Below are 13334 nucleotides of genomic sequence, written 5' to 3'. Positions count from 1 at the left end.
GGCAGAGCTTCCCGCGGGCCATGACGGGCAAAGGGCGCAAAAAAACCCCGCTGACGCGGGGGATTGCTATGAGTAACTGCAGATAAAGGAGCCGGTCTAGAGCAGATTACCTTTGACTTTTTATGAAAGTCAAAGGTGGCATTCAGGCGAAAAACGCGGTTTTCGCCTGAATGTACGCCGCGTTGCGGCGGCTGCCGCTTGCGCGTCAGCAGAGCATTTTCAAAGTGAAAAAGCTCTATTCCTCTTCTTCCAGGTTCGGCAGGCGGGTGTGCCCCATCCGGCAGCCCCGCGTGACGGGCGGCCCGAGGGAGACGCCCACTTCCCGGAGCATGCGGTCATCCATGTACAGGAGCTCCGCGCGAAGCTCGTCGCGCAGCAGTTGCAGCTCCCTGCCCAGGCGGGGCAAGGTTTCCGGGGAGGTTGCCCGATCATAATTGAGGCTTTCCAACTCGACCATTTTATTCTGAATGCGTTTGCGCAGTTCCTTGATGCGGGGGCGGGCCTCCGCCAATATGGATTTGGCCCTGGCTTGCTGCACAGGCGAGAGGCTCTGCATCCACTCGTCCAGATCACGGATATCGGGCCTGTAGCGGTGCTTCATATGGCCGTCGTGTCCCACGGGATCGGGACCGGCGTGACCCGCCGCCACAGGCTGCGCCAGACAGAATGTCAGCAAAAGGCATAGCGATAAGTACCCTTTTAGCATAAGGCAAACCTTTGGTATCGCGAGTACTTGAAGCGGCTCGCGGGCTATGATTTTCGCGGCTGTGATTGTAATTTTTTTTACATAGCAAGACGCTTTGCAAGAGGCAAGCTCAAGAAAAGCGCAACCAGGATCGTGAAAGTCTAGAGATTTTCTTGCAAAAAACGTGCTAAAAATGCATGGGCACGGTCCGGCAGGAGATGCGCTGGCCTGATCGACGCCTTGCTTTCCCGGGCAACGCGCCTGCCAACCGCTCTGGCGAAATCCGGCGACGTTTTTTCAGCGCGCGGCCTGGAAAAAACGGTTTTGGTTTTTTTGCGGCGCCTTGTATACTCACGGCATGAGTTCCGAACAAGCTGACGCGCAGGCTGCGCCCCAGGCATCTTCTCCGATCGCAGGAAATACCGCGGACGGCAGGGTCGCGGATATTCCGCCCACGGCGCTGGACATGCGCGTGGGCGTCGTGCGCACTCCCCTGGGGGGCTTGTTGGGCGCCGCCGCCGTGGTGCTGGCCCTGATGATCAGCCTGCTGGCCTTCATCTCCATTGAGCGCAGCGAGGCGGCCATGGCCCGCCTGCTGGCGGAAAAGGGCTCTTCGCTGATCATGGCTTTTGAAAGCATTTTGCGTTCGGGCATGCGCAGCGAGGCAGGAGTGCGCCTGCAGGTTCTGCTGGAAGAAATGGCCTCCAGCCCGGATATCCTTTTCGTGGCCGTGACCATGCCCGACGGCACCATCGTGGCCCACAGCAAACGCGTCCGGCTGGGGGAAATCCTGGATCTGGAGGGGCGGGAGGTGGACGAGGCGCGCATGTATGAGCTTGAGCCGGGCATGCCCGCACATTGGGGAATCATGAATATGGAGGGGCAACGGGCCTTTGTGGTCTACCGTTACTTTACTCCCGGCCTGCGCGACATGCCCCGGCTTTTTCCCCTGCCGATCATTTTTCTGGGTCTGGATGTCTCGCCCTTTGAAATCACCCGCAGCCAGAACCGCGACTATGTGGCCATTCTGGCTGCGGTGACCCTGCTGGTGGGCCTGGCCTGCCTGCTGGCTCTTTATTATGCGCAGCACGCCCGCGAGTCGCGCCAGCGGCAGCACATGGCCGAGGGCAAGGTGCGACGCCTGGAGGAAGAAGTGCGCCGCAAGGAAAAACTGGCGGCCGTGGGCAATCTGGCCGCGGGCGTGGCGCATGAGATCCGCAATCCCTTAAGCTCCATCAAGGGCTATGCAACGTATTTCGGCCAGCGTTTTCCGGAGGGCAGCGAAGATCGCGAGGCCGCGACGGTCATGGTGCGCGAGGTGGATCGCCTGAACCGGGTGGTAACGGATCTCATCGGCCTGTCGCGGCCGAGCGACGTTTCCCCGCGGCCCGCCTGTCTTGAGAATGTGGTGGCGCATGTCATGCGCCTGATCCGCCAGGATGCGGAGAAACGCAATATACGCCTGGAGTGCAGAACGGCCCGGCGGGTGCCCGATGCCCTGGTTGATTCCGAACGCCTGGGCCAGGCCCTGCTCAATCTGTGCCTGAACGCCCTGGACGCCATGCCCGGGGGCGGGCGGCTGACCCTGGCCATTGCCAGATCCCGCAAGCGGGTTTGCCTTATGGTGCGGGACAGCGGCAAGGGCATCGAAGCCAGCCAGTTGCCGCATATCTTTGATCCCTATTTTACCACCAAGGGCCAGGGCACCGGCTTGGGGCTGGCCATGGTGCATAAAATCGTGACGGCCCATAACGGGGAGATGCATGTTTATTCGCGCACCGCGCCGCCAGGCGGGCAGGGGGAGACGATCTTCCGGCTCTGGCTGCCGCAGGCTCCGGCCGCTGCGGCTGCATTGCCGCAACGCCGCCGCGACAGAGCAAAATAACGGCGCTGCACGTTTCGGGCCTGCCGGATACCGCCTGCGCGCTCAAGGCGGACACGTCGGGAAGCGCGGCCGCGCGGCGTTTTGCTGCCCGCCGCGAAGGAGAGACGAGTGAGCAACACTGTTTTAGTGGTCGATGACGACGATGCCCACCGCGGCATGCTCAAGATCATGTTGCGCTCATGGGGCTATGCGGTGGACGAGGCCTCGGACGGCGACGAAGCCGTGGCCCTGGTGCGCGAAAAAGCCTTTGACGCCGTGCTCACGGACGTGCGCATGGCGCGCATGGACGGCATCCACGCGCTCAGGGGCATTCTGGAATACAATCCCGCGCTGCCTGTGGTGTTGATGACGGCGTATTCCTCGGTGGAAACCGCGGTGGAGGCCTTGCGGCTTGGCGCGTATGATTATCTGGTCAAGCCGCTGGACTTTGAGGCGCTCAGGCACACGCTGGAACAGGCCATTGAGCATTCCCGCCTCAGCGTTGAAAACCGCGAGCTGCGTCGCCAGCTCACGGACGCGGCGGCCGGTCCCGGCATTCTGGGGCGCAGCCGGGCCATCAGCGAGATGTTGCAGATCATCAGCACGGTCGCGCCCACGGAAGCCACAGTGCTGATCACCGGCGAGTCGGGCACCGGCAAGGAACTGGTGGCCCGCGCCCTGCACGAGGCCGGCAATCGGGCTCACAAACCCCTGGTGACGGTCAACTGCGCGGCTCTGGCCGAAAATCTGCTGGAATCCGAGCTCTTCGGCCATGAAAAAGGCTCTTTTACCGGCGCGGATCGCCGCCGCGAAGGCCGCTTCATGCAAGCGGACGGCGGCACGCTCTTTCTGGATGAAATCGGTGAAATGCCCCTTTCGCTTCAGGCCAAGCTCTTGCGCGCCCTGCAGCAGGGCGAGATCCAGCGGGTGGGCTCCGACGCGCCCATGCTCGTGGACGTGCGCGTGCTGGCCGCCACCAACCGCGACTTGCGCCGGGAAGTGGCGCAAAAACGCTTTCGCGAGGATTTGTTTTTCCGGCTCAATGTGATCAGCATCGACGTGCCTCCCCTGCGCGAGCGGGCCGAAGACATCCCTTTGCTGGCCGCGCATTTTCTGGAGCGCTTTGCGGAGCGCAACCGCAAAAGCATCAAGGGTTTCGCCCCCCAGGCGCTGGACAGCCTGCTGCGTTATTCCTGGCCGGGCAATGTGCGCGAATTGGAAAACGCCGTGGAACGGGCAGTGATCCTCTGCACCGGCGATTTGATTCTCGGCCCGGAACTGCCGGCCGGCATTGCCGGGGCCCCGGCCTCGGAAGAAGCGCATGCCGCGCCCGGGGGCGAGGCTTCGCTGGCCGGTTTGCCGTTGGACATCGTGGAACGCAAATGCATTGAGGAAACACTGCGGCAGGTCGGAGACAACAAAAGCGAGGCAGCCCGCCGTCTGGGCATCACGCGGGCCACTCTGCACAACAAATTGCGCAAATACGGCCTGGAATGAAGGCGGCGTCTTCTGCGGCCGGGCAGTATCAAGACAACCCTGCCGCCCGGACGGCGCAAGGGTAGCGCAAAGCGTGTATTCCGGCCTGATCAACCTGTGAAAAAGCCGGATGCGCAATGGCCGCAGCGTCGGCATTGGAATTCGCCATGTCTGAAAAAAAACGGCATCTGCCGCAAGAACAGCTTGCCCGCCTTGCGGATTTTTTGAACGAAGTGGGAATGTTGCGGCACACGCCGCGCAGCGGCTACGCCTTTCTGGGCACGGGCAGGGAAAATGTGGCCGAGCATTCCTACCGCACCAGCGTCATCGGCTATGTGCTGGCGCGGCTGGCCGGGCTCGATCCGGCGCGGGTCACTTTTTTGTGCCTGTTCCATGATTTGCATGAGGCCCGCACCGGCGATTTCAATTACGTCAACCACCGCTATAATCAGTGCCGGGCCCGCGAAGCCCTGCAGGACGCCGTGGCGGGCACCGGCCTGGCGGGCGAGGTGCTGGACTTCTGGGATGAACTGGCCCGGGGACAGAGCCCGGAAGCCGTGCTGGCCCATGATGCGGATCAACTGGATTTGATCTGCAATCTCAAAGTTGAGCTGGACAAAGGCAACGCCTTTGCCGGGGAATGGCTGAAGAGCGCCCTCAAACGCCTGCGCAGCCCCTGGGCGAAAGATCTGGCCGACGTCGTCCTGCGCACGGATCACAATCGCTGGTGGTACGGACATGTGGATGGGAACTGGTGGATCAACCGCGACCGCGGCGAGGAGGAATCCTGATCCGGCCCGCCGGAGCGAGCGTTTCAAAAGCAAAATGCTCCAGGGATCTGCCGGGGCCTGTGCCTGCTTCAGCGCACGACCACCGTGCCCAGAGGCGCGTCATCCAGCAGATAGCGCCGCAGGCTTGAACGGGCGCGGCCGTCCAGAATCAGCGCGCGGCCGCAGCCCGCGTCCAGGGCGTTGAGGCAGGCCTCCACCTTGGGGATCATCCCGCCGCTGATCACGCCCTGCTCCATGAGCCGCGTGATTTCCGCGCGGTTCAGGCCGGGAATCAGCCTGCCTTGCGCGTCCAGCACGCCGGGCACGTCGGAAATCAGCACAAAACAGTCGGCTGCCAGGGCGCCGGCCAGGGCTCCGGCCGCGGTGTCGGCGTTGATGTTCAGCGCTTCCCCCTCAGGGCCCGAAGCCACGGGCGCGATCACCGGCACAAAACCGCCGTCCAGGAGGCAACGGGGCAGGGAGGGATCCACGGCGTCCACCTCCCCCACCAGGCCCAGGGCCGGATGTTTGCGCCGCGCCCGCAGCAGATTGCCGTCCCGCCCGGAAATGCCCGCCGCGCGCGCGCCGCGCTGCGCGAAAGCGCTGACCACGGCCTTGTTGACCTGGCCGCAGAGCACCATTTCCACGGCCTGCATGCAGGCCTCGTCCGTGACGCGCAGGCCGTCCACAAAGCGGCTTTCAATATGCAGGCGGTCGAGCAGGGCGTTGATTTGCGGGCCGCCGCCATGCACCACGGCCAGGCGCATGCCCTGCGCTGCAAGCCGGGCAAGATCCGCGGCAAAGGCCTCGCTCAGTTCGGGCTTGTCCATGGCGTGACCGCCATATTTGATGACCACTGTGGGCATTGCGTTCCTCCTGTGCGCGGATCGGTGCGCTGACCTGTTTTTCCTAGCATTGGCGGCCTGTTGAGGCAAGCCCGCGGCGCGACTGAGGGATTCGCCGTTATCATGCTTCCATGAACGACGTAACTATTCGAAAATACATAAAAACAAAGCTTGAGGGCGTTTCCTGTCGACTGTCTTCCAAAAAGCGCAACCCCAAGACGGGAGAGCCGGATCGCATCTACTGTTTTTGCCAGAGCGTTTTGCTGATGAAATGAGCTAAACGCTCTGGCGACAGCGTTAGAGCATTTTCAAAGTGAAATTGCTCTAGGGCGTGTTAGCACTATCCTGCGTATTCTCAACTATTTTAAATGGTTCAACGAAAATTCTTTCCCCGGCAGAATTACGAGGCAGTGTCCCGAAAAAACAAGGTTTTTTCTGATAAGCGTGAACAGGCCCTAGAGCGGTTTGATAATGAAATTATCCAAACAGCTCTAAACATCCCTTCTTTTCTGCAACCTGAGGTCCCCGCGCTCATTCGGCGCGGTTGTGCGCCAGAGACGCAGATCCTGCCTGTCCGCGTATGACACGTTCGACGGCGCAAGGCCGAGGGCGGCCCAGGCCGGGCGCAACTCGCCCCTGTTTCCCCAGAAATGCCCCTGACACGCGCGCGGCGCTTCCAGGCGGCTCAGAAGTTCTCCGCGTGCCGCCTCGCGCACAGCCGCCAGCAGTGCCCGGCCCATGATCCGCGCGCCCAGGGCAGGGTCCAGGGGCCCGGCCAGCACGGCGCGGGCCAGTTCCGGCTCGGGGGCAAGCCCCATGCGGATTACCGGCCTGTGCGCCGCCCGCGCCGCCAGCCAGCCGCGCGCCAGACTTTCCAGCGTGGTTTCAAGGCTCCAGGGCTGGTAGCCGCCGCCGCGCCAGATCCGGGCCAGCTCCGTGCCCTCAAGAACCAGACAGGGATAAAAACGCAGCATGTCAGCCCCAACGCCAAGAGCGCGGCTCACATCCGCCAGAAAGATCGCCGGGCTGACGCCGGGCATGCCCGGCAGCAACTGCACGCCAAGGCGCAGGCCCGCGGCCTTGACCCGACCGCAGGCTTCAGCCGCCGCAGCGCCGTCATAGCCGCGCCGGCACGCCGCAAGCGCCGCGTCCGCGAAGCTCTGCACGCCGAGTTCCACGGTTTCGCAGCCCGCGGCGCGCAGACGCGCCAAAACCCCGCCGGCCACGCAATCGGGTCGCGTGGAGCAGCGAAAAGCGCTGATCCGCCCTTGCGCAAGCATCTCCGCGGCAAATGCAAGGCAGACGTCCTGCTCCTTGTCGGGCATGGCCGTGAATGTGCCGCCGTAAAAGGCCAGTTCCGCCGGAGGCAGTGCACGCGCCGCGCGGGCGCGCAACAGCTCGCCGGTTTTCGTCAGAATATGGGCCAGGGACGGCGCAGGCCGTCCGTATCGCCCGGCGGATTGTCCGGCAAGGCCGGTCTGGACGTCCTGCGCGCAAAAGATGCAGCGCGCGGCGCATCCCCGAAAAGGCAGGAAAACAGGAATGATCGACCGCGAGCGCGCTTGCCGCGGCCAGGGCAGAACCCATGCGGGCATCTGGGAGGGCGTGGGCGTGAAAGACATGGACTGCTCCGGCTGAAGAACAAACCCGCACATGCGGCCCGGTTGCCGGCTCCGCAAAAAACGGCCAACGCGGCTTGGCGGCGCAACAAGAAAAACCTTGCTCCGTCCAGGAGTTGCGTGTATTTATAAAAGAAACTGCCAACTCTGTGAAGCAGATGCGCTTTCCCATGCGGATGCCGGATGCGCCGCAGGCGGTTCACAGTCGAAAACGCCGCCGGGGCGTTGTCTGCAAGCGTCGGAGAAACTCGTTATGAAAAAAACATTGACCAAAGCCGATATTGTGGAGGCCATTTACGAAGAGACGGACAAAAACCGCGTGGATGTGAAAAACGTGGTGGAAAAGCTTCTGGAGATTATGAAGACCGCCATCAAAAAGGATCGGTCCCTGCTGATCAGCGGCTTCGGCAAATTTGAATGCTATGACAAATCCTCCCGCAGAGGGCGCAATCCGCAGACCGATGAAGCCATCACCCTGCCGCCGCGCAAAGTCATGGTCTTCCGGCTGTCGCGCAAATTTCGCTCCGAGCTCAATCCCTAGAGCATTTTTTGATTGAAAATGAATATGTTCAATCAAAAAATGCTCTAAATAGAGCGGGTTGCTGTTAAAAACGGCAACCGCTCTGGCGGTCGCGGGAGCGGACGCCCGCGCCGGCGGTAGCCGTTGGCAAGCTTTGCTTGCTTGCGCCAGCCGTTGGCGAGTCTGCGAGCCTTACGGATGGCGACAGCGGTTGCGTTGGCTGGCTGTCGCAGTAACCAGTTGCTGTCTTCATCCGTAGCTTCCTTCGTCGCAACGGCTGAAGCAATGCGCCTGAAAACCACGCTTTTCAGGCGTTTGTCCCGCTTGCGGGGTCTTGTCCCGCTTGCGGGGGCTTGTCCCGCTTGCGGGGAAATGATGGCAGCGCCGCTTTTGAAATTGAATAATTTCAAAAGCAAAGTGCTCCAGGAGAGCGTTTAGCCAATGAAATCAGCAAAACGCTCTACGCCCAGGCCGCGCGGATCAGCTCGTACAGCTTGACCGAAAGGGCCTTGAGATCCGGCTTGCTATACTGGGCGTCCGCGCCAACGGAAGCGCATTTGCGCGCCAGACTCTCGTTGATCATGGATGAGAAGATAGCCACGGGCAAGGCTTTCAGAACCGGATCTCCCTTGATCTGCTTGCACAGGGCCAGGCCGTCCATGGAAGGCATTTCAATATCCGTGATGATTCCCTGCAAATACGCGGAAATGGGTTGCCCCTCCTCCTCGCTCCTGGCGCGCAGTTCTTTGAGATAGTCCCAGGCTTCCTGGCCGTTGACGCATTGGCGGACCTTGAAGCGGCCTTCCCGGCCGAGCAGGTCCAGAACCAGGGAGCGGATGCTGCTGGAATCGTCCACATGCAGGATATTGTACGTCTTGCCGTCAGAGTCCGCCATGTCCGAGGCGTCGAAACGGATGGCCATGGTCGGGTGCAACTCGGCCACAATGGCTTCCAGATCCAGCAGAAAGATGACCCGCTCCTCCAGACGCACCACGCCGGTCACCGAGCTCTGGCTGATGTTCTGAAGAAAATTCCCGGGCGCTTCCACATCCGTCCAGCTCAGACGGTAGATGCGGTTGACGCCCGAAACCAGAAAGCCGGTGCAGACCGTATTGAATTCCGTGACAATAACTTTGGCGTCCTCATTTTCGATGGGGCCGCTGCCCAGAAAGCGGGCCATGTCAATGAGCGGCACAATGCGACCGTTGCGGTGCGGAAAAGCCCCCAGCAGGGCCGGATGACGCATTTCCGGCATGGACGTCACGTTCTGACGGCGGCCGATCTCCACCACCTTGGCCACATTCAGGCCGTAATGGCCCTCATAGCCGTCCTGGTTGATGAAAAACTCAACGATTTCCAGCTCATTGGTGCCGGTTTCAAGTAAAATATTGGTCTGCGCCATGATCTGACTCCGTTTGCGGGATGGGCCCGCGGCTCAGGCGGCGTCGGCCGCTGAAGCCGATACCGGTAATAACGGAAAATTTACAGGACCCCGGGCATCCGGCGGCCGCGCAAACGGGCACAAAAGCCGCGCGCGGGCCACGCGGATACACTCTCTTTTCGACCGGGATCAAAAAAAAATTACCCGCGCAGCCCGCATTTTATTCCACGGGCTTTTTGCCGCGCGTGAGGCTGGGCAGCGGGCTCAGGCCTCTTCCCGGAAAAGCGCCGTGGACATGTAGCGCTCGCCGGTATCGCAGGCAAAGGTGACGATATTTTTGCCGCGCATTTCCGGTCGGGCCGCCACCTGCATTGCGGCCAGCACATTGGCTCCCGTCGAAATGCCCGCGCAAATCCCCTGGCTGCGCATGAGCGTGCGGGCCGCGGCAATGGCTTCCTGCCCGTCCACCTGGATGATTTCATCCAGCAGGGCGCGATCCAGAATTTCCGGCACAAAACCCGCTCCAATGCCCTGAATGGGATGCGGGCCGGCTTTGCCCCCGGAAAGCACGGGCGAAGCGGCGGGCTCCACGGCAATGACCTTGAAGCCGGGCTTTTGCTCTTTCAAAAAACGGCCCGCGCCCGTGATCGAGGAGCCCGATCCCACGCCTGCCACCAGCACGTCCATCGTGCCGTTGCCGTCTTTGTGAATTTCCGGCCCGGTGCTCAGATAATGGGCCTGCACGGCCTCGGGATTGGTGAACTGGCCGAGGATATGCCCGCCCGTGGCCGCGGCGATGCGCCGGGCCTCCTGCACGGCTGCGCCCATGCCCTTGTCCGCCGGGGTAAGCCTGAGCTCGGCGCCCAGGGCCTTGAGCAGATTGCGCCGCTCCAGGCTCATGGATTCGGGCATGGCCAGCACGCAGCGCAAGCCCCGCCGGGCCGCCACCAGCGCCATGCCGATGCCCATGTTGCCGCTTGTGGCCTCCACCAGCACGCCGCCCGGCTTCAGCTCGCCTGTTGCCAGGGCGCGATCGATGAGGTGAAAGGCCACGCGATCCTTGATCGAGCCGCCGGGATTGCGGTTTTCCAGCTTGAGCCAGATTGTGCCGGGCAGATCGTGGGCAAGGTCCAGGCGCACCAGCGGCGTGGCGCCGATTGTCTGTAAAATACTCGTCAACATGCGATCCTCGTGCGTGAAAAAGTGTGATCCTGATGAAAAAACCGGCCTTCACGGAGGGCCCCATGCCGGGCGCGCCCGCGCGAGAGCATTTTGCTGATAAAAGCAGCAAACCGCTCCAAAGCCTGGGGGAAAGGCTTCCCGGGCGCGAATTGTTCTGCCGGCCTCTTGACATGTATGACAACTCGCCTTACAGAAGCCTCCGCACTTCTGCTGGCTCCAAAACCACGAGTGCGCAGCCGATGGAGGACTGTCATGAAAATACTGCAACTGGTTCCGCTTCTTCTGGCGCTGGCCTTGTGTGTGGCCGGCGGCGTGGCGCATGCCAAGGCCGATACGGTGGCCCTGTACACCGAGGCCGTCATGACCGGCGATGTGCCCGTCCTGGAAAAACTGCTTGCCCCCAACTACTGGCATATCAGTGCCAACGGCCATATCCGGGACAAGAAACACTTTATCCAAAGCATCAAGAGCAAGGCTTTGGTGGTGGATCGCCTGACCATCACCAATGTGCGCGAAACCATGATCGGCAACACCCGCCTGCTCACGGGCAACGGTTTCCTCAAGGGAACCACCGTGCCGCCGCTGCCTCAGGGCCTGATGCGCTATACCATGGTCATTGCCGACAATAACGGCACGCAGCAGGTCGTGCTCTTTCAGGCCACCCCTGTGCAGCCTGCGCCCGACTGCAAGGACGGCAACTGCCGAATCCAGTAGCGAGCCGCGCGCCCACGCAATCGACTGCCGCTGCCCTTGGGCAGCGGCGTTTTTTTCTCTGCCGGACACTGCCAAAACAAAACCGCCGCACAGCCGCGGGCAGGGCTGTTAAGGGCTCTACCGCTCTTAGAGCAGATTACCTTTGACTTTTTATGAAAGTCAAAGGTGGCATTCAGGCGAAAAACGCGGTTTTCGCCTGAATGTACGCCGCGTTGCGGCGGCTGCCGCTTCGCGTCAGCAGAGCATTTTCAAAGAGAAAATGCTCTATTCAAAACGGCTTGCGCCGGTGATCAGCACCATGTCCACAGGCACGTTTTCATGTATGCCCTGGCTTTTGGTTTTGACCCTGGCGATCCTGTCCACCACATCCATGCCCTCGGTGACCCGGCCGAAAACGCAATAGCCCCAGCCGTCGGGCGTGGGCGCGCTGTGGTTCAGAAAATCGTTGTCCACCAGGTTGATGAAAAACTGGGCCGTGGCGCTGTGCGGATCGCGGGTGCGAGCCATGGCAATGGTCCCGCGCTCGTTTTTCAGACCGTTGTCGGCCTCGTTCTCCACAGGCTTTTTGGTCTCTTTTTCGTCCATGCGCGCGCCCATGCCGCCGCCCTGGATCATAAAGCCAGGAATCACGCGATGAAAAATCGTATTGGCGTAAAAGCCCTCATCCACATACTGCAAAAAATTGGCCACGGTTTTGGGGGCCTTGTCCTGGAAAAGTTCAATCAGAATGTCGCCGGACGAGGTTTCCAGCAAGACAGTGGGATTGTCAGCCATGATTGCTCCTTAGCTCTTGAGGGGATGCGCGCGGCGCGCCCTGGCGCCGCGACCGCGCAGATGCTGACTATAGGGCATGCCCCGCCGGATGACAATGCCTGCCTCAAGATATACACTGCGCCAATGCCTGTGAAACCGGTAAAATCCGCAAACGCTGTCCCCGCCCGGCTGCCCGGCCTTGCGGCGCAGCCGCCGCGCCATCTGCCGCCCGAAAGCCATCTGCCTCAATTGCAGGAAGCCCTGTTGGCCTGGTTTGCCGCGCATCAGCGGCCCCTGCCCTGGCGCGTCACGTACACGCCCTATGAGGTCTGGATTTCCGAAGTCATGCTGCAGCAGACCCAAATGGAGCGCGGCGTGAACTATTTCAAGCGCTGGATGGCCCGCTTTCCGGATGTGGCTTCTCTGGCCGCGGCCACGGAAGATGAGGTGCTGCGCCTCTGGGAAGGCCTTGGCTATTACTCGCGCGCCCGGCATCTGCTGGCCGCGGCCCGGCAAATCATGGAAAAACACCAGGGGATCTTCCCGTCCGCTCCGGAGGACATCCGCGCCCTGCCGGGCGTGGGCCCCTACACGGCCGCAGCCGTTGCCAGCATCGCCTTCAATGAAAGGCTGCCCTGCGTGGACGCCAATGTGGAGCGGGTACTGGCCCGCCTCTTTGATCTGGACACGCCGGTCAGGCAGGAGCCCGCGGCCTCTGCCGTGCGGGCCTGGGCCCTGCGCCTTGTGCCCGAGGGCAAGGCCCGCGAGCACAATCAGGCCATAATGGAACTGGGCGCTCTGGTCTGCGGCAAAAAACCGCGCTGCCCGGTCTGTCCTCTGGCCTCCTTTTGCGTCAGCCTGCATCTGGGCATTGCGGATCAACGCCCGGCGCCCGGCAAACGAAGCCCTGTCACGCCCCTGGAGGTGGTGGCCGGCGTGCTCCGGCGCAATGGCCTGATTTTTGTTCAAAAACGTCTGGCTACCGGCGTCTGGGGCAACCTCTGGGAATTTCCCGGCGGCCGGGTGGAAGCCGGCGAAAGCCCCCCGCAGGCCGTTGTGCGCGAATTTCGTGAGGAGACCGGCTTTGCCGTGGCAGTGGACGGCGCGTGCGGCATCATCCGGCACGGCTACACCACATACAGGATCACGCTGCACTGCTTTCTTCTCGGTCTGGCCGGGCAAACGGCGCGCTCTGCAAAGAAAAGCGCCGCGCCTCCAGCCCCGCCCGTGCTCACGGCCGCCAGCGCCTGGCGCTGGGTCACGCCCGCCGAGCTGGAGCAGTTGGCCATGCCCGCGGCGCACCGCAAGCTGGCGGATCAACTTTTCGGGCCAGGCGGTCGAGGGTTTTTGCCGGGCTTTGGCCCCGCCGCGTCATGAGCGGCCGCCGGCCGGGCCCAAGGCCCACGACGCGCGCAAGCGCCGCAACGGCGAAGTGCGGCCTATTCCTTGAGTTGGCCCGTGGGCCTGCCCAAAGCTTGCGTCAGTTCCATGAGCCTGGGCATTTCCTCGCGCAACCCGCCCGCGC

Annotated in this window: 12 protein-coding genes; 6 read left to right on the top strand and 6 right to left on the bottom strand. The window is 62.2% G+C overall.

Annotation, left to right across the window (positions count from 1 at the left end):
* Positions 1–235 precede the first annotated feature (235 nt).
* Positions 236–676, bottom strand: coding sequence for a zinc resistance protein (locus G7Y52_RS03180; RefSeq protein WP_241159573.1), 441 nt, complete (start codon positions 674–676; stop codon positions 236–238).
* 352 nt (positions 677–1028) lie between these two features.
* On the opposite strand from G7Y52_RS03180, the gene zraS reads away from it, so the two are divergent.
* From zraS to G7Y52_RS03165, 3 genes are all read left to right on the top strand, one after another.
* Positions 1029–2570, top strand: a complete 1542-nt coding sequence (zraS, locus tag G7Y52_RS03175; RefSeq protein ID WP_241159572.1) for a two-component system sensor histidine kinase ZraS — start codon at positions 1029–1031, stop codon at positions 2568–2570.
* Between the two features lie 108 nt (positions 2571–2678).
* A complete protein-coding gene (locus G7Y52_RS03170; protein WP_165065935.1) occupies positions 2679–4046 on the top strand; it encodes a sigma-54 dependent transcriptional regulator in 1368 nt (455 codons plus the stop codon).
* Between the two features lie 146 nt (positions 4047–4192).
* A complete protein-coding gene (locus G7Y52_RS03165) occupies positions 4193–4816 on the top strand; it encodes an HD domain-containing protein (protein WP_165065932.1) in 624 nt (207 codons plus the stop codon).
* A 68-nt stretch (positions 4817–4884) separates the two neighbouring features.
* Here G7Y52_RS03165 and argB read toward each other — a convergent pair whose 3' ends face one another.
* Positions 4885–5661 carry an acetylglutamate kinase gene (gene argB / locus G7Y52_RS03160; RefSeq protein ID WP_165065928.1) on the bottom strand — a complete coding sequence of 259 codons (777 nt, stop codon included), beginning with the start codon at positions 5659–5661 and terminating at the stop codon, positions 4885–4887.
* Positions 5662–6131: 470 nt separating this feature from the next.
* Complete coding sequence (locus G7Y52_RS03155; RefSeq protein ID WP_165065925.1) at positions 6132–7262, bottom strand: radical SAM protein; 1131 nt, start codon at positions 7260–7262, stop codon at positions 6132–6134.
* 250 nt (positions 7263–7512) lie between these two features.
* Here G7Y52_RS03155 and G7Y52_RS03150 point away from each other — a divergent pair, with 250 nt between their 5' ends.
* Entirely contained in the window at positions 7513–7800 is a 288-nt protein-coding gene (locus tag G7Y52_RS03150) for an integration host factor subunit alpha (RefSeq protein WP_165065921.1), read from the top strand.
* 439 nt (positions 7801–8239) lie between these two features.
* Here G7Y52_RS03150 and G7Y52_RS03145 read toward each other — a convergent pair whose 3' ends face one another.
* Together G7Y52_RS03145 and cysK are read right to left on the bottom strand one after the other, a co-directional pair.
* Positions 8240–9181 carry a chemotaxis protein gene (locus G7Y52_RS03145; RefSeq protein WP_165065917.1) on the bottom strand — a complete coding sequence of 314 codons (942 nt, stop codon included), beginning with the start codon at positions 9179–9181 and terminating at the stop codon, positions 8240–8242.
* Between the two features lie 243 nt (positions 9182–9424).
* A complete protein-coding gene (gene cysK, locus G7Y52_RS03140; protein WP_165065914.1) occupies positions 9425–10342 on the bottom strand; it encodes a cysteine synthase A in 918 nt (305 codons plus the stop codon).
* A gap of 252 nt (positions 10343–10594) precedes the next feature.
* On the opposite strand from cysK, the gene G7Y52_RS03135 reads away from it, so the two are divergent.
* On the top strand, positions 10595–11056 hold the full coding sequence (locus G7Y52_RS03135) for a nuclear transport factor 2 family protein (protein WP_165065911.1): 462 nt from the start codon (positions 10595–10597) through the stop codon (positions 11054–11056).
* Positions 11057–11320: 264 nt separating this feature from the next.
* Here G7Y52_RS03135 and G7Y52_RS03130 read toward each other — a convergent pair whose 3' ends face one another.
* The gene (locus G7Y52_RS03130) at positions 11321–11830 is read right to left on the bottom strand and encodes a peptidylprolyl isomerase (RefSeq protein ID WP_165065908.1); all 510 of its coding nucleotides are present in this window, start codon (positions 11828–11830) and stop codon (positions 11321–11323) included.
* A gap of 201 nt (positions 11831–12031) precedes the next feature.
* Between G7Y52_RS03130 and mutY the strand changes: the two genes are divergently transcribed.
* Positions 12032–13186 carry an A/G-specific adenine glycosylase gene (mutY, locus tag G7Y52_RS03125; protein WP_241159577.1) on the top strand — a complete coding sequence of 385 codons (1155 nt, stop codon included), beginning with the start codon at positions 12032–12034 and terminating at the stop codon, positions 13184–13186.
* The last annotated feature ends 148 nt before the right edge of the window (positions 13187–13334 follow it).

Origin of the sequence: Desulfovibrio sp. ZJ200, from assembly GCF_011039095.1 — a bacterium.
Lineage (GTDB): Bacteria > Desulfobacterota > Desulfovibrionia > Desulfovibrionales > Desulfovibrionaceae > Desulfovibrio.
The sequence above is the reverse complement of the archived record's forward strand: the minus strand, read 5'-3'. Positions and strand labels throughout refer to the sequence as shown.

Coding starts and splice junctions, on each gene's coding strand:
- G7Y52_RS03165 (WP_165065932.1), top strand. CDS start 4,193: ATGTCTGAAAAAAAACGGCATCTGCCGCAAGAACAGCTTGCCCGCCTT.
- argB (WP_165065928.1), bottom strand. CDS start 5,661: ATGCCCACAGTGGTCATCAAATATGGCGGTCACGCCATGGACAAGCCC.
- G7Y52_RS03155 (WP_165065925.1), bottom strand. CDS start 7,262: ATGTCTTTCACGCCCACGCCCTCCCAGATGCCCGCATGGGTTCTGCCC.
- G7Y52_RS03150 (WP_165065921.1), top strand. CDS start 7,513: ATGAAAAAAACATTGACCAAAGCCGATATTGTGGAGGCCATTTACGAA.
- G7Y52_RS03145 (WP_165065917.1), bottom strand. CDS start 9,181: ATGGCGCAGACCAATATTTTACTTGAAACCGGCACCAATGAGCTGGAA.
- cysK (WP_165065914.1), bottom strand. CDS start 10,342: ATGTTGACGAGTATTTTACAGACAATCGGCGCCACGCCGCTGGTGCGC.
- G7Y52_RS03135 (WP_165065911.1), top strand. CDS start 10,595: ATGAAAATACTGCAACTGGTTCCGCTTCTTCTGGCGCTGGCCTTGTGT.
- G7Y52_RS03130 (WP_165065908.1), bottom strand. CDS start 11,830: ATGGCTGACAATCCCACTGTCTTGCTGGAAACCTCGTCCGGCGACATT.